Raw genomic sequence first — 25,900 nt, forward strand, 5'->3', positions numbered from 1 at the left:
GTTGCACACGTGGCGGTCAATCGGCGAGTGCCCAAAGTGCGCGACCTGGCGCCGCTCATCCAGTTCAAACGACCCCGGCTCAACGCGACGCGGCGCCGCCTCGACGGCGCCTTCACCATCGAGGACCTGCGACGCATCGCCAAGCGACGCACGCCCAGGGCGGCGTTCGACTACGCCGACGGCGCCGCCGAGGACGAGATTTCCCTCGGGCGGGCGCGACAAGCATTCCGGGACATCGAGTTTCACCCGGCGATCCTGCGCGACGTCACCAACGTGACCGCCGGATGGGACGTGCTGGGCCAACCCGTCGTGCTGCCGTTCGGCATCGCGCCCACCGGATTCACCAGATTGATGCACACCGAGGGTGAGATCGCCGGCGCGCGGGCGGCCGCCGGGGCCGGTATCCCGTTCTCGCTGTCCACGCTGGGCACCACCGCCATCGAAGACCTGGTGACCGCTGTTCCGCAGGGCCGCAAATGGTTTCAGCTGTACATGTGGCGTGACCGGGAACGCTCGATGGCCCTGGTGCAGCGCGCGGCTGACGCCGGGTTCGATACGCTGCTGGCCACCGTCGACGTTCCGGCCGCCGGCGCGCGGCTGCGCGACAACCGCAACGGCATGACGATTCCGCCGACGCTGACCCTGCGGACCGTGCTCGACGCGGTTCCGCACCCCAAGTGGTGGTTCGACCTGTTGACCACCGAGCCGCTGGCATTCGCGTCGCTGGACCGCTGGCCGGGCACCGTCGGCGAGTACCTGAGCACGATGTTCGACCCAAGCCTCACCTTCGACGACCTGGAGTGGATCAAGGCGCAGTGGCCGGGGAAACTCGTGGTCAAGGGAATTCAGACGCTCGACGATGCGCGGGCCGTCGTCGAGCGCGGCGTCGACGGCATCGTGCTGTCCAACCACGGCGGGCGCCAACTGGACCGGGCCCCCGTGCCATTCCACCTGCTGCCGGTGGTCGCGCGCGAGCTGGGTCGGCACACCGAGATCCTGGTGGACACCGGGATCATGTCGGGCGCCGACATCGTCGCGGCGATCGCGCTGGGCGCGCGCTGCACGCTGGTCGGGCGGGCATACCTGTACGGGCTGATGGCCGGTGGCGAGCCGGGCGTCGCCCGCGCGATCCAGATCCTGCAGGAGGGGCTCATCCGCACGATGCGGCTACTGGGTGTCACCTGCCTCGAGGAGCTTTCGCCCAAGCATGTGACGCAGCTGCGCCGGCTCGGGCCGATTTCGCCGGACGCGTAACGCCCGCGTGACGGCCGCGCCGGCCGGGAACAAACCGGCGCCGGGCTGGGTTGAGCGCATCAGACTCAGTTTGTGGAGGATTTGATGGCTGAAGCCAAATCGGTGCCGGTGCTGTTTGTCACCGACACCATCGTGTTGCCGGGAATGGTTGTGCCGATCGCGCTCGACGACGCTGCGCGGGCGGCGATCGATGCCGCGCAGGCCAGCGAGTCAGGGCAGCTGCTGATCGCGCCCCGGCTGGACGACAGGTACCCGACCCACGGTGTGATAGCGAAGATCCTGCAGGTGGGACGGATCGCGGGCGGTGGCGTCGCCGCCGTCGTGCGCGGCGAGCGCAGGGCGCAGATCGGTGCCGGCGCCTCCGGGCCCGGCGCGGCGCTATGGGTCGAAGTGACCGAGGTTGCCGGGGCCGAGATGACGGACGAAATCAAGGCGGTGACGGCCGAGTACCGGAAGCTGCTGCTGGCCATGCTGCAGCGGCGCGAGGCCTGGGAGATCGTCGACTACGTCAACCGGCTGATCGACCCGTCGGCGCTGGCCGACACTTCCGGGTACGCGTCGTACCTGTCCAACGAGCAGAAGCGGCAACTGGTCGAGACCGAGGATGTGGGTGAGCGGCTCCGTTTGCTCATCGACTGGACCAGCGCGCACCTCGCGGAGGTCGAGGTCAACGACAAGATCGCCGAGGACGTGCGCGAGGGCATGGAGAAGACCCAGAAGGAGTTTTTGCTGCGCCAGCAACTGGCGGCCATCCGCAAGGAGTTGGGCGAGGGCGAGCCGGACGGGTCTGATGACTATCGCGCTCGCGTCGAGGCTGCCGACCTGCCCGAAAAGGTGCGGGACGCCGCGCTGCGCGAGGTCGGCAAGCTGGAACGGGCCAGCGACCAGAGCCCGGAGAGCGGCTGGATCCGCACCTGGCTCGACACCGTGCTCGACCTGCCGTGGAACGTGCGGACCGAGGACTCGACCGACCTGACGGCCGCGCGGCAGATCCTGGACGCCGACCACCACGGGTTGGCCGACGTCAAGGATCGCATCGTGGAATACCTGGCCGTGCGTACCCGCCGCGCGCAGCGCGGGTTGCAGGTCGTCGGGGGCCGCGGATCCGGTGCGGTGATGGTGCTGGCCGGTCCGCCGGGCGTGGGCAAAACGTCGTTGGGCGAAAGCGTGGCCCGGGCTTTGGGCCGCAGGTTTGTGCGCGTCGCCCTGGGCGGTGTGCGCGACGAGGCCGAGATCCGCGGGCACCGGCGCACCTACGTGGGCGCGCTGCCGGGCCGGATCGTGCGCGCGATCGGCGAGGCGGGATCGATGAATCCCGTTGTGCTGCTTGACGAAATCGACAAGGTCGGTTCCGACTATCGCGGCGACCCGAGCGCGGCGCTGCTCGAGGTCCTCGACCCGGCGCAGAACCACACCTTCCGCGACCACTACCTGGACCTGGACCTTGACTTATCCGATGTGGTGTTCCTGGCCACCGCCAACGTGATCGAAAACATCCCGTCGGCGCTGTTGGACCGCATGGAGCTGGTGACGATCGACGGCTACACCGAGGACGACAAGGTCGCCATCGCTCGCGACTACCTGCTGCCCCGGCAGCGCGAGCGGGCGGCGCTGACCAAGGACGAGGTCACCGTCACCGACGCCGCGCTGCGCAAGATCGCAGCCGACTACACCCGTGAGCCCGGCGTGCGCCAGTTCGAGCGGCTACTGGCCAAGGCGCTGCGCAAGGTGACCATGAAGCTGGCGGAGAATCCCGAGCCGATCACCATCGACGAGCCGGATCTGGTTGCCTACCTGGGCCGGCCGCGATTCACGCCGGAGTCGGCCGAACGCACTGCGGTGCCGGGCGTGGCGACCGGACTGGCCGTCACCGGCCTGGGCGGCGATGTGCTCTACGTCGAGGCCGGGGCCACCGAAGGCGAGCCGGGGTTGCAGCTGACCGGCCAGTTGGGTGACGTCATGAAGGAATCGGCGCAGATCGCGCTCTCCTACGTGCGCTCACACGCTTCGGAGTTGGGTGTCGACCCGAAAGCGCTCGACCGGCGCATCCACGTGCACGTGCCCGCCGGCGCGGTGCCCAAGGACGGTCCGTCGGCCGGTGTCACGATGGTGACCGCGCTGGTGTCGATGGCCACCGGGCGCCGGGTCCGCTCCGACGTCGGCATGACCGGCGAGGTCACGCTGAACGGCCGGGTGCTGCCCATCGGCGGGGTGAAGCAGAAGCTGCTGGCCGCCCAACGTGCCGGTCTGTCAACGGTTTTCATCCCACAGCGCAACGAGCCGGATCTGCACCCGGAGCATGGAGGGGTGCCCGCCGAGGTGCTCGAGGCACTGGACGTGCGGCCGATGACCGACGTCGCGGAGATCGTCGCGCAAGCGCTGGAACCGGCGGCGCCGACGGCGATGGCCGCGGCCTGACGACGACCTCGCGGGCAGAACGAGACAGCCGCCGCCAGCGTGCGGCGGCTGGGCAGCTGCCGTGGCTCAACAGTGCGGTCGTGCGGGTGATGCGACCTGCTGACCATTCGAGTGGATTTGGACTGACATCGGCGGCGATTAGTCGCCGAACCTGTAGATCCGCAGGAGAAGCACGAGTAAGGGCCTGCAAAATTACAGGCTGGGCGCCTGGGCATCGCTGACGCTAAGGTCGGCCAATGGCCTACGACGAACATCTGGCCAACCGGATCCGCGAACTGCTCGGCTCCGAACGTGGTGTCGAGGAAAAGCGCATGTTCGGCGGCCTGGCGTTCCTGGTCAACGGCAACATGTCCGTGGCGGCCAGCGGCCAGGGCGGCCTGTTGGTGCGGGTGCCGCCGGGCGACACCGACAAGCTGCTGCGGCGGGCCCACATCAGCCCGATGGTGATGGCCGGCCGGGAAGCGCGCGGCTGGTTACGCGTCGATGCCGAGGGTGTGAAAACCAAACGGCAGCTGCAGGATTGGGTCGCACGGGGCGTGGGCTACGCCCGGGGCTTGCCGCCCAAATGACCGGTCCGGTTTGCTGGAGAGCGCTGCGGGTACGTGATGCGGACACCGCCGCGGCTGGACGACCGGATGCGTCAGCAGGTGGCAGGTTGAGGCGGCGTTGACTGTCCGCATCGGTACATCCGGGTGGTCCTACAACCACTGGGCGGACGTGCTCTACCCCGCAGGTTTGCCCGCTGGGCGCCGGTTGGCCCGTTACGTCGAGGTTTTCGACACCGTCGAACTGAACGCGAGTTTCTATCGCTGGCCGAAGGATTCGACATTCGCCGGATGGCGCGACCAACTGCCGGACGGGTTCAGGATGTCGGTCAAGGCGCATCGAGGATTGACCCATTACCGCCGGCTTTCGTCCCCGGAGCCCTGGATCGAACGGTTCGAGCGCTGCTGGCAACTGCTGGGTGACCGCCGCGGTGTGTTGCTGGTCCAATTGCACCCCGAGCAACAGCGCGACGACGAGCGATTGGATTTCTTCCTCAAAAGCGTGCCGAAGACGATCCGCGTGGCCATGGAACTGCGGCATCCGTCATGGAACGACCCGGCCGTGTACGAGCTGCTGGAACGCCGCCGCGCCGCCTATGTGGTGATGAGTGGCGCCGGCCTGGCCTGCGTCCCGTGCGCCACTTCCGATCTGGTGTACATCAGGATGCACGGTCCCGATCAGAATGCGATCTACGCCGGCAGCTACTCCGACGACGACTTGCGAATCTGGGCCGACCGCGTCGGGCAATGGGATGCCAACGGCAAAGACGTCTGGATGTACTTCAACAACGACCTGGGCGGCCATGCCGTCCGAAATGCACTGACCCTGCGGGAGTTCTTGAGCTAGGCCATCTCCTGGGCGGGTGCTCGATCGACGGGCGCCCACGTATGGTCGATGATGACGGGCGGGTGTTGCGCTTGAAAGCGTTCCCGTTCGGCGCGGCGGCGCTTGATGCGCAGCCTGGCATCGGCCGGCATGGTTACCAGTTCGTCGCAGGTCAGGTAGTAGACGTCATCCGCGACGTCGATCAGGTCGGCCGTCACTCGTCGAGATCCCAGTTCCCGCAGGGTCATTCGCAGTTCGTGAGTGAATCGCATGGTGGCGTCGTGGGCCAGCTCTCGGGAACCGCGCGCGCCGCCGCCCGACCGCCGGGGAGGCCGGGCATCGGCTTCGGCGGCTTGGGCGGCCGCGATGAGCAGCTTCGCCGGGTCGTCGCTGAATACGTCGCCGGCCAGCTCGGCCTCCCCCGGCCCGCGATGCCCGATCCGTGCAACGGCGGCATCCAGCGCGCCGGCCATGCTCGAGGACAAGGCCCGGACGCTGCCGACGTTGCCTTCCCGGGCGAGCGCCAGCAAGGGCGGGTCGCTTCGAAGCACCGCCGCCAGGTCGGCGGTCTCGGCGGCGACGAGACCGTTTTCTCCGCTTTCCAGGATCATGTGCAATCCCGAAACGCTGGACATCTCGCGCGCGCGGCCCAGTGCCGCGGCAAGGCCGGCGTCGATCAGCCACATCGCCGTAAGAATCCAGCCCTGATGGATCCGGTCCCGCAGCAGCCGAACCCGAACCTCGAGCCCGGAAGCCGGTACCGCGGCCAGCTGTGTGGAGGCCAGGTGTTCCGCCTCCGCGGCGGCACGGTAGGCCCGGGTGTTGGATCTGAGACGGCGCAAGAGCGCCAGCGATCGCCGCGCCACGACCGCTTTGGCGATCGAGCCGAGCGCTCCCGCGGCCAGGGGCGGTTCGCCGAACGGCAGCACGTCCGCCATCTGAGCATCGTCGCCGAGGGCCTGCCGTGCGACGGCGTGCTGATCCCAGCCCGGCAGCTGGGCGGCCGCGACGACGTTCGCGGACACCCCGATGTAGGCGCGGTGGCCGAAGACCGCTATCGCCCGGCTGTCCCACTCGTCGCTCACCACGCCGCCGAGGGCGAGCACTTGACCCATCGCCCGGCCGGCCGTTCGCAGCCCGCTCAATTGGACATCCAGCGTTATCGGAGTCAGCGGCCCGGGCAGCGCCTCGGCGAGGCGCGCGGCGCTGAAGACGGGAAACCGAGGGTCTATCCGGTCGTCGAACTCACCCTCCGCCCCCTCCGGGGCCGCGCTGCGCAGCTCGTCCGACGGCCGATGCCGCGGCGGAACCTCCACCGGGATGGCCAATTGACGCCCGTTGGTTGCGGCGCCCGCGGCGTAAACCCGCCGCCCGACGAGTCCCCGTGCGGTGTCGGCGACGGCCTCGAGCGCCTGCCAGCCGAACTCGAAGGCCCAATCTTCTTGCACCGCAGTGATATCCACGTCTGGCACGAGCTGTGGCCAGGTGGAGACGCCGACCAGCCGGGAACGTGCGTCCGCCGAGCGCAGCAGCCGCCACGCGGTGATCACGTTGGTGGTGTCCGGGGTGGCCAGGTCCACGACGCCGGTGCGCTCGCTGTTCAGCGAAAAAACGATGAATCGCACCAGGTCGTCGACATGCAGCACGCGGATCGGCTGCGCGGATGCCTTGGCGCGCAGCAGCGTTGCTACGCTACGGCACACCATCCAGTCGAGCTGGCGGCCCACCGGCGGGGCGATCCGGACGACCAGACTAGGCCCGAAGCTCGTGGCGACCAGCTCCTCGGCCGGCCCGTAGTCGTCGGGCTCGCCCGCGGCTTGCGACACGAACAGCAGGCGCGCACCTGCGCGGGCCGCGGCCTGAGTCACATATGCGACGCCGTCGACGTCTGTGCCGCCGGGTGCGGTGGCGTCGACCGCCGCCAAATGGATTACCGCGTCGGCATCGTCGGCGAGGTCTTGCAAGATCGGATCGGTGAGCGACGCGCACGCCAACTCAACGGACGCCTCCAGGTAGGGGTGGGGACGCTCAGCGATGCCGCGGACCGTGTGCCCAGCCGCGATCAGCTGCCGTGCTACCAGCCGCCCGACTGTGCCGGTGGCGTCGGTAACCAGGATCTGCACCTGGGCTCCCTTCCCAACGTCCCCGTGTCGACAATAGGCAAAGCCGCGTTAGTTGCGCGACCGTTACCGGCGAAGAAGCCCGCCCCGGAGCAATGCCGATTCTGCCGATTAGTCCAGCACAGCGGCGCCGTCGGCGCTGACGGCAACCTTGGCGCCAGCGATGTCCTCCCGGACGGTCACTTCCGCCGCGGCTGGGTCGGCGACGACGGCCAACGTGCGGGACCCGTCGGGCGTCCGCACGGCCAGGAAGGCCTTCTCCGGTCGGCCGTCGCGGTCGAACGGTGTCGTCCACGCTTCGACGGTGCCGACGCCTTCCCAAGCGACCAACCCGTCCCGGGTGGGCTCGCGGTCCACTGCCGATTGCGCGTTCTCCCAACGGAATTCGGCCGGCGGCGCGGTGCCGTAGACGCCGAAGCTGTGTTTGGTCAGGAATCCGCCGTTGGCGGTGACGAGGCCGAGCCGCCCGGGGTTAATCACCAGCAATTCGGCCATGGCCGCGATGGAATGCATCACGTAATTGCTCCACGGGCCGCCCGCGAACGTCAGCCCGCCGGTGACGGTGAGGGGACGCGCGGAATCGTCGACGCTGAGCCCCAGTTCGCGCGCCGCGACCTGAACGGCGGAGGGAAAGCAGGAGTACAGGTCGACGTAGTCGACGTCGTCGACACCCACACCGGCAAGTTCCAGGGCCCGCGCGCCGGCGATCCGGATCGCCGCGGACCGGTGTAGCTCGGCCCGCTCGGCGACGGCCGGGGTGTCATGCGCGTCGGCGCCCGCCTGCGGGTAAACCCAACGCTCCTCGGGAACCTTCAGGCGGGTTGCCTGCTCGACCGAGGCCAGTATCAGCGCGGCGCCCTGGTCGACCATGTTGTTGGAGTTCATCAGCTTGGGGTAGGGCCAGCTGATCATCCGATTCTGCGGACCGGGTCGCCAGATCTCCTCGGCGGGCATGGGTTTGCGGATCCATGCGTGCGGATTGTCGACTGCCACCGCGTTGAAGCGCGCCCAGAGCTCACCGACGCGCTTGAGGTGCTCCTCGATCTTTTCGCCATTGGCGATGCGGAGCGCCTGTTCGAACAGCGGATAGACGTACGCCGGCCGGTCCAGCCCGATCCGGATCTCCGCGTCACCTGCCATTGGCACGTCGTCGCCGCCGACGTCAGCCATCGGCACCGACTCGTCCTGAACCGTCCAGACGAGTTTGCCGCCCTTGGCTTTCAGCCCCCTTCTGGTTCGCCACGTTTCGGCACCGGCGAGCAGCACGACGCCGGTCCGGCCATCCCTGATGTCCAAGCAGGCCTGATTGACCAGCGATTGCGGCACGTTTCCGCCGACGGGGCTGTAGGCGGTCCGGAAGTCCGCCGCACCGATCCGCTGGCCGAGCAGCAGCCCGGGATCGCGATAGTGCGCCGACAACACGCTCACCACGCGGATGGCGTCGACGGCCCCGATCACTCGCGGATCCGCGGCTTGACGGGCCGCGGCGACCATCAGGTCAATCGGTTCGACAGACCGCACCGCGGGGTCGATTTCGCCGCGATGGTTGACCTGGCCCCAGCCGATCAACACGGGTGTCCTGGGATCGACGGTCATATAGGGAACCTATCGTGAACGCGATCTGTGGCTCGACGGGGTTACGGCGGTCCGAAGAGGACGTGCTCGTTGATCAGCCGCTCGGTCTCTCCGGCGCTCATCCCGAGCAGGTGGCGGCAGATCTCGCGGGTGTGCTCACCGGGCAGGGGCGCCGGGCGGTGCGGGGCCGCGGGGATGTGCTGAAACGGCGCGGGCCCAGTCTCGGCGGGCAGGGGACGGTCAATGAGTGGATGCACCATGTCGCGGTAGCGCTTTCGCGCGATCAGCTGCGGATCCTCCAGTATGTCCGGCGGACGGTTCATCGGTCCGGCCGCGATTCCGGCCGACTGCAGCAGTTCGGCGGCCCGCAACGGGGTGCGCATGCGCGTCCAGGCCGACACCAGCTGCACCAGCTCGCGCCGGTTGGCCAGCCGCGACTCGCCCGTCGCGAACCGCGGGTCCTCGGCCCACTCTTGATGGTCGAAAAGCCAAGTAGCGCGGCGCCATTCATCGTCGGTGTCAAATGATATGACGCACCATTCGTCATCGCCCGCGCACGGGTAGACAGCGTGCACGCCGGTGGCATCACGGATCCGGGCGTGGCCCGCGGCGTGCGCGGCCTGGGTGACATACAAGGTGTCCAACTGGTTGACGACGGCTTCGGCCTGAGAGACGTGGACGTGGGCTGCGCGGCCGGTGTGATCGCGGCGGATCAGCGCCGCCAGCGCCGCGATCGCGACGACCCGTCCGACCACGTGATCGGGGAAGATCGTCGTCGCGTCGTAGAAGGAATGCCGACCGGCGTCCGGCCGGCAATCCGGATCGTCGGACGTCCAAAGCCGGGTGACGCCGGTCGCGGCGCGGACCAATGGACCGTAGCCCATCCGGGCGCACCATGGCCCCGTATCGCCGAATGCGCTGCTGCCGGCGAGCACGATCCGCGGGTTGATTGCGCGCAACTCATCGTAGGAAAAGCCAAGCGAAGCAAGGGTTCCCGGCTTGAAGTTGGCGAATACGGCGTCGGCCTCCGCGACCAGCCGGCCGAAGATCGCCTTGCCCTCGGCGGTGCGCAGGTCGACGCCGAATCCGAGGTGGTTGCGATGTGTCCAAGCGAACGTCTCGCTCATGGCATCGCCGGGCCGGGCCTGCCGCAACCCGTCCGGATAGTCGGCACTTTCCACTTTGATCACCTCGGCACCCAGATCGCCGAACAGGCGGCTCAATTCGCCGCCGGCGACGATGATTCCCAGGTCGAGGATCCGCAGCCCGGCAAACGGGTAGTCGCCGGGCTTCCCCGGCGGTGATGGAGCCACCGGCGGAGGGGCGAGCCAGCAGGGTTCGTCTTGCCCCGGCGCCGGGGCCGGCGTGCGAAAACCCGAGCGCTGCCCGTCCACGACGAAATATCCGCTGGGGACGCTGGTGCGCACCCCCGGAACCAACTCGGCATCGATGATGGCGCCGACGGCCTGGAAATGTTCGGAGGCCAGGATCTGCGATGGGGTCAGCACGGCGGCGATCGGCACCCCGTGACCCTGCCCGGCGGCCACCAGGTCTTTCATCGTGCGGTCGGCGAACATCGCCCCGATCAGCACGCTGATCTCGTCCCACGCCGCGAAGCGGGCGCCGAGCGCGTCGAATTTCGGGTCCTGAAAGGCTTCCGGCTCACCCAGCCAGCGTCGCAGCCCGCGCCATTGCCGCGGCGACAGCACGCATAGCCGGACGTACCCGTCCTTGCACGGATAAATGGGGTAAGCGTCCTGATTCTTCGGTCTCCCCCGCCACTGCCCGGTGCGGCGGATGCCGGCGGCAGCCTGCCCGTGCGCGCCGAACACCGGGTCGAGCGCCATGACGACCGCGTCGAATCGCGAGAAGTCGATGTAATCACCTGTGCCGCAACGTAATCGATTGTAGTAGGCGGCGAGCGCCGCCCAGGCCGCCTGCACGGCCGCGGTTGCCGAGGCGATCCCGTCGGGCGGCAACACCGGGGTCCCGGTGGCGGGACCGGATCGCGACAACGAGCCACACATCGCGTACAACACGGGATCCGTGGCACGCCACGACGACCGCGGACCGGTCGCACCGAAGTCGGTGATCGACAGCACGACCAGGTGCGTGTACTGGGTGGCCAACTCCGCACCGGACGTTCCGAAGGCGGCGGCCAGACCGTCGAGGCCGCTGTCGACGACGATGTCGGCATACGCCGCCAGGTCGAGGAATCGGCCGCAGTCGTCATCGTCGAGCGGGTCGAGGACCGTGCTGCGCTTGTTGGCGTTATGCACCGCGAACGGGATGCTCGCGCCCGCCAGCGTCGGCAACTCGTCGCGTGCCAGGTTTCCGCCCGGAGGTTCCACCTTGAGGACATCGGCGCCGAGGTCCGCGAGCAGGCGGGTCACCTCGTCGGCGCTGCCGCTCGACAGGTCCAGGACGCGCACGGCGTCGAGCAACCTGTCGACCATCCGCTCACGGTACCTGGACAGCGTTGGGTGTGCCATGGACGCGTCCTGTCCGATGCCGCGGCGCAAACATCAAGCAGCGCAGGCTGATTGGATCCAATCCCCGGGCGGGGATCTGGGTGAAGGTCGGGTCGGCTATCGTCGCAGACCGCGAGACAACCGAGGAGGCACCAACCCGTGAGCGCGCATTTGAGCTACGTCGAGGCCGTGGTGGTCGGCGCGTTCCAAGGCGTGACCGAACTTTTCCCCGTCTCCAGCCTCGGGCACTCGGTGTTGGTGCCGGCGCTGATAGGTGGGCAGTGGGCGCGGGATCTCAGTGTGTCCACCCCCGATTCTCCCTACCTGGCGTTCCTCGTCGGCCTGCATGTCGCCACTGCCGCGGCGCTCTTGGTGTTCTTCTGGCGCGATTGGCTGCGCATCGTTGGCGGCTTCTTCTCGTCCGTGCGGTATCGCCGCATCCGGACTCCAGATGAGCGGCTGGCCTGGCTGATCGTGGTGGCGACCATCCCGGTGGGCCTTGCCGGGGTGGCCCTCGAGCATCTCTTTCGCACGACGCTCGGCAAACCCATTCCGGCGGCGGCTTTTCTGCTGCTTAACGGGATTGCCCTCTATGCCGGAGAGGTGTTGCGCCGCCGTGTCTCGCCCACGGCCGACGCGGACGAGCGCGATGAACCGCACACGGGCGAGGCGATCGACAACCGGCTGGCGCAGCTACCGATGCGCCGCGGGTTGGTGATCGGGTCCTCGCAAATCCTGGCCCTGTTGCCGGGCATCAGCCGCTCCGGCATCGCGATGGTGGCGGGGCTGTGGCGCGGCCTGTCGCACGAGGACGCCGCCCGCTTCTCCTTCTTGCTGGCGACTCCCATCATTCTGGCCGCCGGGCTGTATAAGATTCCGGAGCTGTTCGGTCCGCTCGGTGCGGGAATCGCAGGCCAGGTACTGGCCGGCAGCGTCGCTTCCTTCGTGTGCGCCTATCTTTCCGTGCGTTTTCTCACGCGCTATTTCCAGACCCGCACCCTCACACCGTTCGCCATTTACTGCGCCGTGGCCGGGGCGGGCAGCCTGCTGTGGCTCACGCTCCAGTGAGAGGAGCACTGCGGGACCAAGGGTTTCCAAGCCGGAAATGAGACCGCCGACATCGATCCCCGGCAGCGGCACCGTAAGCGGCGGGTTCCCACCGGTCGTCACGGTCACCCAGACGGGCTCGACCGGGAGGCGGTGCAAGTCTCACGGAGCCGCAAAGTCACCCACGGCTGTCAACTTGTTGCCGTCCGCTGCGGTGGCGAAGCCGGCGGCGGTGAATGCGCAATTCAAGATGATCGCCCGGTGGGCGGGACTTCCCATCCACATGTCAATTGCCACGCCCGGAGTGGCAGCCGATCCGGAGCCCCAATAAACGATTTCACCGGTGTAGCTGGTCCTGGTGTAGCCCGCATCCGTGATCCGTGCCTGCGGTGAAGAGCCGTCGGAACCGATGTGGCCGTCCACACTGTTTTTCAGCATGTCGTCGGCGTGGCGCTGCGCGGCTGCGGTTAATCGGGGGTCGTCGCCGAAGGTCCCACATGTCTGGCGAAGCCGGCTGACGCCGCTGTAGACCGCGGACCCCGAATTGTCAGCTCGCGCAGCAAAACCCGCGATGGTGCCCAGTGCCGTGAGGAAGGCAGTGCAGATCGAGATGACGGCTACCATCGCGACATTTCTCGTCATGCTCGCCTCGTTGACATGCACTGCTGCTTTGGCAAAGAAGATGCTACCCAGTTTCGGTGATAATCGCGGCGGGTTGCGCACACGCTATGGCCGTCACCCGACTCCGTCCGCCGAGCCCGACCCCGGTTGACACCGGATTGGGTCATCGGACAGGAGACGAGGGGCCGGCCACTTTCCCCGGCTCCCGCCATCGGCTATTTGCGCGGCGCACGGGTCGAGTGCTGTGCTTACCGAATCGCTTACCTGACACCCGTCAACTTCGAGCGAAGGACGAACATGGCAGATTCGGCATCCATCGGCCTCAAGGTCCGCGATCGGGTCATCGTGATCACCGGCGGCGCACGCGGAATCGGGTTGGCCACCGCGACAGCGCTGCACAACTTGGGCGCCAAGGTCGCGATCGGCGACATCGACGAGGTGCGGGTGAAGGAGTCGGGCGCCGCGCTGGGCCTCGATGTTTACGGCAGGCTCGATGTCACCGACCGGCAATCGTTTTCGGGCTTCCTCGATCAGGTGGAGCGCCAGCTCGGCCCCATCGACGTACTGGTCAACAACGCCGGGGTCATGCCCCTTGGCCGGGTGGTCGACGAGCCGGACGCGGTCACTCGTCGCGTCCTGGACATCAACGTCTATGGGGTCATCCTGGGCAGCAAGCTGGCGCTCGAGCGCATGGTCCCCCGCGCGTCCGGCCAGGTGATCAACGTGGCCTCGCTCGCCGGGGAGGGCTACATACCCGGCGCAGCCACGTACTGCGCGAGCAAGCACGCGGTGGTCGGATTCACCGACACCGCAAGGCTCGAATACCGGAAGACGGGCGTGAAGTTCTCGATGGTGTTGCCGACCTTCGTCAACACCGAGCTCATCGCGGGCACCCCCGGGGTCAAGGGCTTCAAGAATGCCGAGCCGGCCGAGATCGCAAACGCGATCGTGGAACTGGTGGCGAAGCCAAGACCACGGGTTCGGGTCACGAAAGCGATTGGTGCGCTGGTTGCTTCGGCCAAGTTCATGCCCCGAGTGGTGGCCGAGGGGATCAATCGGGCCCTCGGTGGCGAACACGTCTTCACCGACGCCGTCGACGTCGCGAAACGCAAGGCCTACGAGGCACGGGCGCGCGGCGAAGAATAGGCGCCCGAGACGCGCTGTTCATCCGAGGCGCGCACAATCGGCCGGGTGAGCCTAGACACCGCAACAAGCACGCCCGAAGTTCTCTCCGCCGACGAATTGAGCCTCCTCGACAAGTACTGGCGCGCCGCCAACTACCTCTCGGTCGGCCAGATCTACCTGCTGGACAATCCGCTGCTAAGCGAACCGCTGTCGGCTGAGCACGTCAAACCCCGGCTGCTGGGCCACTGGGGCACCACGCCCGGGCTCAACCTGATCCATGCGCATCTGAACCGGATCATCCGGAAGCGCGACGCCAACATCATCTACGTCACCGGACCGGGTCATGGCGGTCCCGGGCTGGTCGCCAACGCCTACCTGGAAGGCACCTACAGCGAGGTGTACACCGGCATCGAGGAAGACACCGAGGGACTGCGAAAGTTGTTCCGGCAGTTCTCGTTTCCCGGCGGAATCCCCAGCCACGTGGCGGCGCAGACGCCGGGTTCGATTCACGAGGGCGGCGAGCTCGGCTACGCGCTGGTGCACGCGTACGGCGCCGCTTTCGACAACCCCGATCTGATTGTGGCCTGCGTGGTCGGCGACGGCGAGGCCGAAACGGGTCCGCTGGCGGCCAGCTGGCACTCCAACAAGTTCCTCGACCCGGTCAACGACGGTGCCGTGCTGCCCATTCTGCAGCTCAACGGCTACAAGATCGCCAACCCGACCGTGCTGGCGCGCATCCCCCACGCCGAGCTGGAATCGCTGCTGCGCGGCTACGGCTACCGGCCCATCACGGTCGCCGGGGACGACCCGGCCAACGTGCACCACCAACTGGCGGCCGCCCTCGACGAGGCGTTCGACGACATCGCGGCTATCCAGAGCGCGGCCCGCAGCGGCGATCGGGCCCAGCGACCGGTATGGCCGATGATCGTGCTCCGTACCCCGAAGGGCTGGACCGGCCCGAAGGTCGTCGACGGCAAGAAGGTCGAGGGGACGTGGCGATCGCACCAGGTTCCGCTGGCCGAAACCCACGACAATCCGGAACACCGCGCCCAGCTCGTGGACTGGTTGCGCAGCTATCGTCCCGAGGAGTTGTTCGACGGCAATGGCACCCTGCGGCCCGAGCTGCGGGCGCTGGCGCCACGCGGTGACCGTCGGATGAGCGCCAACCCGCATGCCAACGGCGGGCTTCTGCTGCACGACCTCGACCTGCCGGACTTCCGCGACTACGCGGTCGCGGTGTCGCGACCGGCCGCCGAGACGCACGAGGCCACCCGGGTGCTGGGCACCTTCCTGCGCGACGTGATCGCCCGCAACCCCGACCGGTTCCGCCTGATGGGCCCCGACGAGACCGCCTCCAACCGGCTCGATGCCGTGTACGGGGCAACTGCCAAGGTGTGGCTTTCCGAGATACAGCCGGATGACGAGCACCTCGCACCGGAAGGTCGGGTAATGGAGGTGCTGTCCGAGCATCTGTGCCAAGGCTGGCTGGAGGGCTATCTGCTGACCGGCCGGCACGGCCTGTTCAACTGCTACGAGGCCTTCGTCCACATCGTGGACTCGATGCTCAACCAGCACGCGAAATGGCTGGCCACCAGCCGCGAGCTTCCGTGGCGGCGGCCGATAGCGTCGCTGAACTACCTGCTGACCTCCCACGTGTGGCGCCAAGACCACAACGGCGCCTCGCATCAGGACCCCGGGTTCATCGACCTGGTCGCGAACAAGCGGGCCGAGCTGACGCGGGTGTACCTGCCGCCGGACGGCAACACGCTGCTGTCGGTGGCGGACCATTGCCTGCGCAGCCGCGACTACATCAACGTCATCGTCGCCGGCAAGCAGCCGGCGCTGGCCTACCTGGACATGGATCAGGCCATCGCCCATTGCGCGCGCGGCCTGGGCATCTGGTCGTGGGCGAGCACAGCTGGATCGTCGGTCGCCGACCCCGACGTCGTGCTGGCCTGCGCCGGGGACATCCCGACGCTGGAGGTGCTGGCGGCGGCCGACATCCTGCGGCGCGAGCTGCCCGGCTTGGCCGTCCGGGTGGTCAACGTCGTCGACCTGATGCGCCTGCAACCGGAATCCGAGCACCCACATGGCTTGCCGGACAGGGAGTTTGACGCGTTGTTCACCCGCGACAAGCCGGTCATCTTCGCCTACCACGGCTACCCGTGGCTGATTCACCGGCTCACCTATCGACGCACCAACCACCCCCACATCCATGTGCGCGGTTTCAAGGAGCGGGGCACCACGACGACGCCGTTCGACATGGTGATGCTCAACGACCTCGATCGCTTCCATCTGGTGATGGATGTGATCGACCGGGTGGACGGGCTGGCCAGCCAGGCCGCGTTGCTGCGTCAGCGCATGGTCGACGCCCGCCTGGCCGCCCGCGCCTACACCCGCGAGCACGGCGAAGACGACCCGGCGATTTCGGGGTGGACCTGGGAGTTGAGCGAGCGGAACGAACGCAGTGAGTGACGGGAGCGAGGCGACAATCGAGCCAGTGAGTGACGGGAGCGAGACGACCGATCCGACCTGGGAGAAGAACTGAGCGGAGCCGCACTTAGTTAGTGAGAGCCGCATCATGTCCGGATGTGCGATGAACCCGGCTACACGGCATGGGGTTTGCCGGTGCCGCCGGAAGGCTCGCCGTAGTCCCTCGGCATGTCGGCGTCGATGTGCCAGATCCAATTGCCGTGGAGGGGCCGGTCAACGGCAAGAGCGGCCAAGGGTGCAATCACGAGGATTGAGAGCAACGTCCACACCGTCGTAGCCATGAGTTCCTCCTCTATTTGATCCGTCCTGGGTGTAACCACCTTAGATAGTTACACCTTGCCTGTTATTGGGAAACCTGTCAAGGTGGTTACATGAAGTTCGTCTACATGAGCGGGCGGCCGTGCCTGGACTTCGTGGGCACGCTCAAATATCGGGACTCGGCTCGCGAGGAATTGTTGACCGACCCGCAGCGGGTGTCGGACTGGGCGGTTGGCGCCGGGCTGGTCGATACGCCGCTCGAGACGACCGACGATGAACTGGCGGCGGCAATCGCGGTGCGCGAAGCCGTCTACCGGGTCGTTCTCGCGCGGCTCCACGGCGGCCGACTCGACGTCGCCGATGTTGATCTTCTGAATGCGCACGCGTCCGAACCCCAGCTCACGCCGGTATTGCACCCGGACGGGTCGGTCAGCCGCGGCGGTACCATGCGGCAGCTGCTCGCCGGGCTGGCCGCCGATCTACTCGACCTTTATGCCGGCCCCGACATCGATAAGGTCAAGAAGTGCTCCCATCCTGGCTGCACGCGGCTCTATGTCGACGCATCGCGAGCCCAGAACCGGCACTGGTGCGGGATGCGCACGTGCGGCAACCGCGCGAAGGTCCAAGCCTTCCGCGCCCGCCGGCAAGCCGCCGCGGTTCCGCCTTCCTGAGCGGGCTGAACTGCGAGAACCCGGCCCACGGGTAAGCTTGCCGGATGCCCGACGCCATCGCTGCCGCACAGCCGTCGGCGCTACACCGGTTGCATATCCACCTCGACATCGCAGCGGTGGTCGTCGTACTGGTGCTGACCAACCTGGTCGCGCACTTCACCGCGCCGTGGGCGAGCATCGCGACCGTTCCCGCCGCCGCCGTCGGGCTAGTCGCCCTGATGCGCTACCGGGGGCTGGGCTGGGCCGACCTCGGCCTGGGCCGCGAACACTGGCGGCCGGGCCTGGCCTACGCGCTGGGCGCCGTGGCCGTCGTGGCGTCGGTGATCGCGATCGGGATCCTGCTGCCGGTGACCCGGCCGATGTTCATGAACAACCACTACGCCACGATCTCCGGCGCCCTGATCGCCTCGATGGTCGTCATCCCGCTGCAGACCGTGATCCCCGAGGAGCTCGCATTCCGCGGGGTGCTACATGGGGCGCTGAACCGGGCCTGGGGCTTTCGCGGGGTGGCGCTGGGCGGGTCGCTGCTGTTCGGCCTGTGGCACGTCGCCACGTCGCTGGGGCTCACCAGTAACAACGTCGGCTTCACCCGGCTGCTCGGCGGCGGGTTCGCCGGAATGCTTGCCGGGGTGACGTTGGCGGTCCTGGCCACCGGCGCTGCCGGCTTCGTCTTCAGCTGGCTGCGCCGGCGAAGCGGCAGCCTGATCGCGCCGATCGCGCTGCACTGGTCACTGAACGGGCTCGGCGCCCTGGCCGCCGCGCTGGTCTGGCACCTGTCGACCTGAGACTAGACCAGCAGCACCGCGGCACCGGCGATACGACCGGCGCTCAGATCGGTCAGGGCCTCATCGGCCCGGGCAAGCGGGTATTCCGGCGTGGTCACCTCGATGCGATGCTTGCCGGCGAAGTCGAGGAAGGCACGCGCGTCGGCCCGGGTGTTCGACGTCACCGAGCGGACCTGGCGCTCCTCAAACAGGTGGCGCTGGTAGTTCAGGGGCGGGATGTCAGACAGGTAAATGCCCGCGATCGCCAGGGTGCCGCCGCGGTCCAACGCCTCGAGCGCCGGCAGCACCAGCTTCCCAACGGGCGCAAACAGAATCGCGGCATCCAGCGGCACAGGCGGTGGGTCGGCGGCGCCCTGAGCCGACGAGGCCCCCAGGTCCAGCGCGAGCTTGCGCGCCTGGGCTCCACGCGTCATCACATGCACCTCGGCGCCCTGCGCCAACGCGACCTGCGCGGTGATGTGGGCGCTACCGCCGAAGCCGTAAAGGCCCAGTCGCCCGCCCGGGGGCAGGTCGGCGCGCAGCAGCGAGCGGTACCCGATGATGCCGGCGCACAGCAACGGCGCCAGCTCGCTATCGCTGTAACCGCTCGGCAGGTGATGCGCGAACGCGGCTGGGACGGTGGCGAATTCGGCGTACCCGCCGTCGGCGTCCCAGCCGGTGTAGCGAGAGTCGGGGCACAGGTTCTCGTCGCATCGACGGCAGTATTTGCACACGCCGCAGGTATGGCGGAGCCAGGCGATGCCCACCCGATCCCCGACCTTGAACTCGTCACCTGCCTCGGTTCCCAATTCGACGACCTCACCCACCACCTCGTGGCCGGGCGTCACCCGGTTGTGGCGCACGGGGAGATCGCCTTCGGTGACGTGCAGGTCGGTGCGGCATACGCCGCACGCGCGCACGCCAACGAGCAACTCCGACGGGGCCGGCCGTGGTACTTCAGCGGTGACCTGCTCGAGCGGTCCGGTATCCATCGGGCCGGGCCGGCGCACTCGCCAGGCGCGCATGGTTGTGGTCGCCGGTGAGGCCATCAGTCCATTTTGCCGGTATGTGCTGGGTGGCGACGGTCACCGACTAGGTGCGTCGGAGCATGCCGATGACCCAGAGCAGGAGCAGAGAGCCGAGCAGCGCCGTGAAGAAGGTGAAGATGTAGCCGCCACCCGCAGTGTTGACGAAGAAGCTCAGGATGAAGCCGCCGATCAACGCGCCCACAATACCGATCACGATGTCCATCAGGATGCCGGCGCCGCTGCCCTTGATGATCCTGCTGGCCAGTGCGCCCGCCAGACCGCCGATGATGATGTAGCCGATCCAACCGACGCTCGTCAAAGTCGTGGAGCGGGCCAGGTACTCGGTTGCCGCCATGAGGTTCATACGGGTCTCCTTGCAGTCGCAGGTCAAGGCCCAGCGCGCGCCGGGCCCGGACACCCTATACCCGCTTTGACGGCCGCGTCGGATGCCCAGTGGGCCACGCCGGGGTTAACGCACGGCGATCTCCGGCCGAGTGCTCTTCCGGTGTCAGGCGGGTGCCGTCCGCTGTGGCGCCGTGGTCGGCGCCGGGGCGACGTCTCCCGCGGGCGCCTGGCTGGGTGACGGGGAGGGCGATGCGGCTCCAGGAGCCGGTGCCGGGGTGGGCGATGGGGCTCCCGGCGCCGGTGCCGCCGGCGCCGGCGACGCGGCTCCCGGGGCCGGCGCCGCCGGGGTAGGCGAAGGAGCTCCCGGGGCCGGCGCCGCCGGATAAGGCGCCCCCGCACCAGGCGCCCCCGCAGCCGGCGCGGAGGCGTCGGGACCCGAAGCGGGGTTGGGCGGCGGCGCCCAGGGCTGGATAGATTCCGCGAGCGCCTTGGCCGCCCCCTTGTCCACCGGGTCGTTGGACGTACCGAGCCACACCACGAACCACCGGTGCGGCGGTCCGGCGTTCGTCGCCGACGAGCCGACGACGCCCGTCCAGATCTGGCCGTTCGGCTTGGCGGGATCGCTGAATTTCACCTCGTAATACGACGCGCTTCCGGTGATTCCGTTGGTGGCGGTCAGCGGAATTGTCTCCTGGTTGATCCGGGTGCCGGGATAGGGCATGAAAAACTCACCCATGTCCGAACCCAAGCGGACCGCGGCCTGCGCATTGTTGGCCTCGGCACTCGCGTAGAGCTTCTGGTCCAGCCGGCCCATCACGATTCGGGTGTCGTTGGCGACGGGCGGCGGCTGCCCGGGCGCCGGCGGCTGGCCGGTGGTCTTGCTGAGCAACTCCGACCCGTAGTCGAGGTGCGACGTGTCCGACTCCACCCAGCCGGCGGGCAGCACGAAGCTGAACCCTCCGACCGCATTGTTGACTCGGCCCGCGTTCGGGTCGACGGTCGGCGGCGGGGGTGCGTTCGGATCGGCCGGTGGCGGCGGGGCCGCGTTGGGGTCGCCGGGCTGGGCCTGCGGCGCGCCCGGCTGAGCGGCCGGCTGACCCGGCGCGCCCGGCTGACCCTGCGGCGCGCCCGGCTGACCCTGCGGCGCGGCCGGCTGACCCTGCGCGCCCGGCTGAGCGCCCGGCTGACCCTGCGGTGCGGCCGGTGCGGCGGTCGTCGTGGGCGCAGGGGGGACGGGCTGCGGATCCGCCTTGGACGTCGCCGGTAATGCGATGGCGACGGCGAAGGCACTGGTCACCGCGGCAATTGTCAGCGCCGCCCGCGGCCCTTCGCGACGCCTCAACTTCGGGTCCACCTGATCCATGGCGACGAACCTACCCCGTTACCGCTGTGACGCAAGGATGCCGTGCGGCCGATGCCATGCAGTTTTTCGGATGTTGCCGGTGCGCAACCTGTCTCGTGTCGACCCAGGTCATCGAGGCGCGGGGTAGAACGTGACTTCGTGGGCTTTGACGGCAAACCACGCCCGGTCCCCGGGCATCAGCCGCAGCTCCGCGGCGGCTTCGGCGGTGATCTCGGCGGCGAGACCCGGGGCGCCGTCGGGCTGTTCGCGCCCGCGCACCAGAACGGCGGACCCGCGGACATCGAGCTGTGCCACCGTAACCTCGACCGTATTGCGGGGGCTGCCGTGTGGTTGTTCCCGGTAAACGGCTACAGCCGTGGGCGGAAACACCGCGACGGCGTCAGCCCCGGGCGTGGGCTGGTCACCGCGCTGCCGCGCCGGAGCCGCGTGCCAGCGAGCACCCGCGGCGGCGCACAGCGACCCGTCCGGCGCAATCGTCCCGTTCACCAGGTTGACGCCGGCGATGCGCGCACCGAAATGACTGCGTGGCGCGGTGAGCACATCCGGCACGGGGCCGATCTCGGCGAGCCTGCCCGATTCGAGCACCAGGACACGATCGGCCAGCGTGAACACGTCCAGCAGGTCGTGGGTGATCAGAATTACCGCGCGGCCCGTTCCGGTGACCATGGTGCGCAGCAAGGTGCGGACGCCCGCGGCCGCGGCGACGTCGAGCCCGCTGAGTGGCTCGTCGAGCAGCAAGACATCGGGGTCGGCCGCCAACGCGCGCGCGATCGCCACCCGCTGGGCTTGGCCGCCCGACAGCTGCCGCGGTTTTCGGTCGGCCAAGCGCTCGGCGTCGACCTCCTGCAGCCAGCGCAATGCAGTCGCTTCCCTGCTCGCGCCGGACAATCCGAAGCGGCGCTGCGATCCGAAGACGACGTTGGCGGCGACGGTCATGTGCGGGAACAGCAACGGGTCTTGCTGGAGCAGCCCCACCCGCCGGTCATGGGTGGGCACGTGGACCCCGCCCGCGGTATCGGTGAGCACCCGATCGCCCAGCCGCACCAGCCCTTCGTCCGGGCAAACGAGCCCGGCGATGACGTGCAGCGCGGTCGACTTTCCGGCGCCGTTGGGTCCGAGCACGGCGAGAACCTCGCCCGCGGAAACCGAGAATTCCAGGTCCAGCTGGCGTTCCTCGACAACGGCGCGGAATTGTAACTCGCTCACGCTAATTCGCGTCCAGCCCGGTGAGCCGGCGTGCGCCCAGCCCGACGACCACCAACGCGGCCACCGCCACCAGCAGGATCGACAGCGCCACGGCGGCGTGTGCGTCGCTCACCCGCTGCAGGTAGATCTCGAGCGGCAGAGTGCGGGTGACCCCCTGCCGGGAACCTGCGAACGTCAGCGTCGCGCCGAACTCCCCCAGTGATCGCGCGAACGCCAACACCGCCCCGGACGTCATTCCCGGCAGCAGCAGCGGCAGGCTCACCCGCCACCAGACCGTGCTGGGTCGTGCCCCGAGCGTCGCTGCCACCACCTCGTAGTCGGTGCCCGCGGTGCGGGCGGCACCCTCGAGGGAAATCACCAGAAACGGCAGCGAGACGAAGGTCTGCGCCAGCACCACGGCGGTGGTGCTGAACGCGACGCTGATGCCGGCGGCCTCCAGATATCGCCCGACCAGTCCAAGCCGGCCGAACGCGTAGAGCAAGGCGATCCCACCCACCACCGGCGGCAGCACCAAGGGCAGCAGAATGAGCGGCCGCAGCACGCGGACCAGCCGTCCCTCGTTGCGGGCAAGCACCAGCGCCATCGGCACTCCCAGCAGCACACACAGAACGGTGCTGGCGGCGGCGGTCTTCAGGCTCAGGAATAACGCCGTCCGCGACGATGGGCTGCCGATCAGCGGCCAAAAGTGGGCCCAGTCAACCTTCATGGCGATCGCCACTAGCGGCAGCACGACGAACGCCGCCCCCACGCCTGCCGGCAGATACACCCAGCGCGGGAGATGGGTGCGACGCATGCTGATACGTCCCCTAACCATGATCGGGAGTTTCACACCGCCTCAACCTAACCGCGGTGTCCTCGGCGAGGAGGCTTACGAATCGCTCGCGCACCTACGGCTCCGACCAAGTCGACCAGGCTCCAATGAAGTGCGTGTCAAGGCTTGGCGAAACCCAACTCGGCCAAAATGTTCTGACCGTCGCCGCCGGTGACCACGGCCACGAACTTGCGCGCGAGCGCTGGTTGCGCCGCCTTCCTCAACACCGCAATGGGATAGACGTTCACCGCGCCGCCGGCCTCGGGAAAGTTGACCGTGCTCACCTTGCTTCCGGCGCTGCGAGCATCGGTGACATACACCAGGCCGGCATCGGCCTGCCCGGTCGTGACCTTGTTGAGGACATCGGTGACGCTGAGTTCCTCACTTACCGGGTTGAGGTGCACCCGTGCGCTGTCTTCGATTCGTTGCGTCGCCGATCCGCAGGGCACCGGCTGCTGACAGATCACGACGGTGATGCCTGGCTTGGCCAGGTCGGCGAATGAGCCGATCTTCTTCGGGTTGCCGGGTGCGGCGACGATGACCAAGGTGTTGGATGCGAAATTTCGCGGATCGCCTGCCAGTAAACCCGCCGTGGCGACCTTGTCCATCTGCGCGACGTCCGCCGATGCGAACACGTCGGCCGTCGCGCCCTGGGTCAACTGGGTTGCCAGCTCCGAGGAACCGGCGAAGTCGAACTCGACGCTCGCGCCGGGGTTTTCGGCCTGGAATCGTTCACCGATCTGTGTGAACGCGGGCTTCAGCGACGCCGCGGCGAACACGACAATCTTTCCGGAGGCGGAATCGGCGGGCCCCGGCGGCGTTCTCGCAGTGCATCCGGTCGCAACCACCGCCATCATCGTCGAGACCACACCGGCCAGGAACGCGATCCGACGCATGGCTGAACCATAACCCGGCCGCGTCTGCGGACCGTTGGGCGGCTGAAGCGCCGCAAAAAAGTGACCGCCGAATAGTTATGCAAATGATCCGCGCGTCGTGTCAGGCGGAATTTCGCCGACTAGCTACCGTCCAGTAACATCAACCGAAATTGACGCCAGGAGACGCTGAGATCCCAGGCGTTGCCCGGCACGAGGGAGGTCATAGCAGTGGAGGTGCTGGTCACCGGAGGAGACACCGAGCTTGGGCGTACGGTAGCCGAACGTTTTCGCGATGACGGTCACAAAGTGACCCTCGTGGGCGCGCGCCGCAGCGATCTGGAGGTCGCCGCCAAGGAGCTCGACGTCGACGCAATCGTCTGCGACACCACCGACCCGGCCAGCGTTTGGGAAGCTCGCGGCGCCTTCCCACACCACCTCGACACCATCGTCAACGTGCCGGCCCCGTCGTGGGACGCCGGCGATCCCCGGATGTACTCCCTGTCCGACACCGCCACCGCCTGGCGCAATGCGTTGGACGCCACGGTGCTGTCGGCGGTGCTCACGGTGCAGGCCGTTGGTGACCATTTGTGCTCCGGTGGCTCCGTCATCGGTGTGGTGGCCGAGAATCCGCCGGCCGGAAGCATCGACGCGGCCATCAAAGCCGCCCTCTCGAATTGGATAGCAGGGCAGGCGGGCATTTTCGGCACTCGCGGAATCACGGTCAACGCGGTGGCCACCGGACGCAGTGTGCAGGCGGGCTACGACGGTCTGTCGCGCACGCCGGCGCCGGTCGCAGCGGAGGTCGCCCGGCTGGCGCTGTTTCTCACCACCCCGGCGGCTCGCCACATCACCGGCCAAACGCTGCACGTCAGCCACGGGGCGCTCGCGCACTTCGCCTGAGCGCGGTTCGCCCACTCGAACGCCAGGCATGACGCGTATCACGCTGCGTGACCAGGGGTTATGCCACGGTGTGCTTGATTACACACCCTGACGACGTGGGTTTGCGGGTACTGGACCTAGTAGCGTGGTAGCTAACCGACTGCGCGCGACCAGAGCCCCGATCAGGAGCAGCCGAAAACATGACCCACCTGCCAGAAACCACAGCTCGGCCGCGGCGTCGACATCAAGTCGTCATCATCGGGTCGGGCTTCGGCGGACTCAACGCGGCAAAGAAACTCAAGCATGCCGACGTCGACATCAAGCTGATCGCCCGCACCACACACCACTTGTTCCAGCCGTTGCTGTATCAGGTCGCCACCGGGATCATCTCCGAGGGCGAGATCGCCCCACCCACCCGAGTGGTGCTGCGCAAACAGCGCAACGTTCAGGTGCTGCTCGGCAACGTCACCCACATCGACCTCGCCGGCCGCACCGTCGTGTCGGAGCTGCTCGGGCACACCTACGAAACGCGCTACGACACCCTGATCGTCGCCGCCGGCGCCGGCCAGTCCTATTTCGGCAACGACCACTTCGCCGAGTTCGCGCCGGGCATGAAGTCGATCGACGATGCGCTGGAGTTGCGTGGCCGGATCTTGAGTGCCTTCGAGCAGGCCGAGCGGTCCAGCGATCCCGAGCGCCGACGCAAGCTGCTCACGTTCACGGTGGTGGGCGCCGGGCCCACGGGCGTCGAAATGGCCGGACAGATCGCGGAGCTCGCCGAATACACCCTGAAGGGCGCATTCCGGCACATCGACTCGACCAAGGCCCGCGTGATCCTGCTCGACGCCGCGCCCGCGGTGCTGCCGCCGTTTGGCGACAAACTGGGACAGCGGGCGGCCGCCCGCCTGGAAAAGCTGGGCGTGGAGATTCAGCTGGGCGCGATGGTCACCGACGTGGACCGCAACGGCATCACGGTGAAGGACTCCGACGGCACAGTGCGGCGCATCGAGTCCGCCTGCAAGGTGTGGTCCGCGGGCGTCCAGGCCAGCGGATTGGGCCGGGACCTCGCCCAACAGTCGTCTGTCGAACTCGACCGGGCGGGCCGGGTCAAGGTCCTGCCGGATCTGTCGATACCCGGCCACCCGAACGTCTTCGTGATCGGCGACATGGCCGCCGTCGAGGGCGTGCCCGGGGTGGCGCAGGGC

22 protein-coding genes are annotated in these 25,900 nt (G+C 68.1%); 11 read left to right on the forward strand and 11 right to left on the reverse strand.

Annotated elements, in window-relative coordinates; translation table 11 throughout:
- Positions 1-9 precede the first annotated feature (9 nt).
- The 4 genes from JO059_RS07740 (at position 10) to JO059_RS07755 (ending at position 5,064) form a co-directional block, all read left to right on the forward strand.
- Positions 10-1,254: an alpha-hydroxy acid oxidase gene (locus JO059_RS07740; RefSeq protein WP_293315504.1), complete on the forward strand. Its 1,245-nt coding sequence runs from the start codon at positions 10-12 to the stop codon at positions 1,252-1,254.
- Between the two features lie 84 nt (positions 1,255-1,338).
- Positions 1,339-3,672, forward strand: coding sequence for an endopeptidase La (lon, locus tag JO059_RS07745; RefSeq protein WP_293315505.1), 2,334 nt, complete (start codon positions 1,339-1,341; stop codon positions 3,670-3,672).
- A gap of 236 nt (positions 3,673-3,908) precedes the next feature.
- Positions 3,909-4,241, forward strand: coding sequence for a TfoX/Sxy family protein (locus JO059_RS07750; RefSeq protein ID WP_293315506.1), 333 nt, complete (start codon positions 3,909-3,911; stop codon positions 4,239-4,241).
- 97 nt (positions 4,242-4,338) lie between these two features.
- Positions 4,339-5,064, forward strand: coding sequence for a DUF72 domain-containing protein (locus JO059_RS07755; protein ID WP_293315507.1), 726 nt, complete (start codon positions 4,339-4,341; stop codon positions 5,062-5,064).
- On the opposite strand, the gene JO059_RS07760 is transcribed toward JO059_RS07755, so the two are convergent.
- From JO059_RS07760 to JO059_RS07770, 3 genes are all read right to left on the reverse strand, one after another.
- Positions 5,061-7,166, reverse strand: coding sequence for an NAD-dependent epimerase/dehydratase family protein (locus JO059_RS07760; protein ID WP_293315508.1), 2,106 nt, complete (start codon positions 7,164-7,166; stop codon positions 5,061-5,063). The genes JO059_RS07755 and JO059_RS07760 overlap by 4 nt on opposite strands.
- Positions 7,167-7,274: 108 nt before the next feature.
- Positions 7,275-8,759 (reverse strand): acetyl-CoA acetyltransferase, encoded by a 1,485-nt coding sequence (locus tag JO059_RS07765; RefSeq protein WP_293315509.1) that lies wholly within the window; start codon positions 8,757-8,759, stop codon positions 7,275-7,277.
- Positions 8,760-8,800: 41 nt separating this feature from the next.
- Entirely contained in the window at positions 8,801-11,194 is a 2,394-nt protein-coding gene (locus JO059_RS07770; RefSeq protein WP_293315510.1) for a CoA transferase, read from the reverse strand.
- Between the two features lie 174 nt (positions 11,195-11,368).
- Here JO059_RS07770 and JO059_RS07775 point away from each other — a divergent pair, with 174 nt between their 5' ends.
- Complete coding sequence (locus tag JO059_RS07775) at positions 11,369-12,277, forward strand: undecaprenyl-diphosphate phosphatase (RefSeq protein ID WP_293315511.1); 909 nt, start codon at positions 11,369-11,371, stop codon at positions 12,275-12,277.
- Between the two features lie 141 nt (positions 12,278-12,418).
- Here JO059_RS07775 and JO059_RS07780 read toward each other — a convergent pair whose 3' ends face one another.
- On the reverse strand, positions 12,419-12,898 hold the full coding sequence (locus JO059_RS07780) for a CAP domain-containing protein (RefSeq protein ID WP_293315527.1): 480 nt from the start codon (positions 12,896-12,898) through the stop codon (positions 12,419-12,421).
- Positions 12,899-13,174: 276 nt separating this feature from the next.
- Between JO059_RS07780 and JO059_RS07785 the strand changes: the two genes are divergently transcribed.
- On the forward strand, positions 13,175-14,023 hold the full coding sequence (locus tag JO059_RS07785) for an SDR family oxidoreductase (RefSeq protein WP_293315512.1): 849 nt from the start codon (positions 13,175-13,177) through the stop codon (positions 14,021-14,023).
- Between the two features lie 45 nt (positions 14,024-14,068).
- Entirely contained in the window at positions 14,069-16,477 is a 2,409-nt protein-coding gene (locus JO059_RS07790) for a phosphoketolase (RefSeq protein ID WP_293315513.1), read from the forward strand.
- Between the two features lie 131 nt (positions 16,478-16,608).
- Here JO059_RS07790 and JO059_RS07795 read toward each other — a convergent pair whose 3' ends face one another.
- A complete protein-coding gene (locus JO059_RS07795) occupies positions 16,609-16,776 on the reverse strand; it encodes a hypothetical protein (RefSeq protein WP_293315514.1) in 168 nt (55 codons plus the stop codon).
- Positions 16,777-16,866: 90 nt separating this feature from the next.
- On the opposite strand from JO059_RS07795, the gene JO059_RS07800 reads away from it, so the two are divergent.
- Both JO059_RS07800 and JO059_RS07805 read left to right on the forward strand, forming a co-directional pair.
- Positions 16,867-17,424, forward strand: coding sequence for a CGNR zinc finger domain-containing protein (locus JO059_RS07800; RefSeq protein WP_293315515.1), 558 nt, complete (start codon positions 16,867-16,869; stop codon positions 17,422-17,424).
- Positions 17,425-17,468: 44 nt separating this feature from the next.
- The gene (locus tag JO059_RS07805) at positions 17,469-18,209 is read left to right on the forward strand and encodes a CPBP family intramembrane glutamic endopeptidase (RefSeq protein ID WP_293315516.1); all 741 of its coding nucleotides are present in this window, start codon (positions 17,469-17,471) and stop codon (positions 18,207-18,209) included.
- Between the two features lie 2 nt (positions 18,210-18,211).
- Here JO059_RS07805 and JO059_RS07810 read toward each other — a convergent pair whose 3' ends face one another.
- The 6 genes from JO059_RS07810 to modA all read right to left on the reverse strand — a co-directional run bounded on the left by JO059_RS07810 (position 18,212) and on the right by modA (position 23,837).
- Positions 18,212-19,237, reverse strand: a complete 1,026-nt coding sequence (locus JO059_RS07810; RefSeq protein ID WP_293315517.1) for a zinc-binding alcohol dehydrogenase family protein — start codon at positions 19,235-19,237, stop codon at positions 18,212-18,214.
- Positions 19,238-19,280: 43 nt separating this feature from the next.
- On the reverse strand, positions 19,281-19,580 hold the full coding sequence (locus JO059_RS07815) for a GlsB/YeaQ/YmgE family stress response membrane protein (protein WP_293315518.1): 300 nt from the start codon (positions 19,578-19,580) through the stop codon (positions 19,281-19,283).
- Positions 19,581-19,724: 144 nt separating this feature from the next.
- Positions 19,725-20,924 (reverse strand): alanine and proline-rich secreted protein Apa, encoded by a 1,200-nt coding sequence (locus tag JO059_RS07820; RefSeq protein WP_293315519.1) that lies wholly within the window; start codon positions 20,922-20,924, stop codon positions 19,725-19,727.
- A 108-nt stretch (positions 20,925-21,032) separates the two neighbouring features.
- Positions 21,033-22,130: an ATP-binding cassette domain-containing protein gene (locus JO059_RS07825; RefSeq protein WP_293315520.1), complete on the reverse strand. Its 1,098-nt coding sequence runs from the start codon at positions 22,128-22,130 to the stop codon at positions 21,033-21,035.
- A 1-nt stretch (position 22,131) separates the two neighbouring features.
- On the reverse strand, positions 22,132-22,923 hold the full coding sequence (locus JO059_RS07830; protein WP_293315528.1) for an ABC transporter permease: 792 nt from the start codon (positions 22,921-22,923) through the stop codon (positions 22,132-22,134).
- A 137-nt stretch (positions 22,924-23,060) separates the two neighbouring features.
- The gene (gene modA / locus JO059_RS07835) at positions 23,061-23,837 is read right to left on the reverse strand and encodes a molybdate ABC transporter substrate-binding protein (protein ID WP_293315521.1); all 777 of its coding nucleotides are present in this window, start codon (positions 23,835-23,837) and stop codon (positions 23,061-23,063) included.
- 201 nt (positions 23,838-24,038) lie between these two features.
- On the opposite strand from modA, the gene JO059_RS07840 reads away from it, so the two are divergent.
- Positions 24,039-24,716 carry an SDR family oxidoreductase gene (locus JO059_RS07840; RefSeq protein ID WP_293315529.1) on the forward strand — a complete coding sequence of 226 codons (678 nt, stop codon included), beginning with the start codon at positions 24,039-24,041 and terminating at the stop codon, positions 24,714-24,716.
- 179 nt (positions 24,717-24,895) lie between these two features.
- Positions 24,896-25,900 (forward strand): NAD(P)/FAD-dependent oxidoreductase (locus JO059_RS07845; protein WP_293315522.1); only part of this gene is annotated, 1,005 nt, incomplete at its 3' end.

It is taken from the genome of Mycobacterium sp. (assembly GCF_019247615.1).
GTDB lineage: Bacteria > Actinomycetota > Actinomycetes > Mycobacteriales > Mycobacteriaceae > Mycobacterium.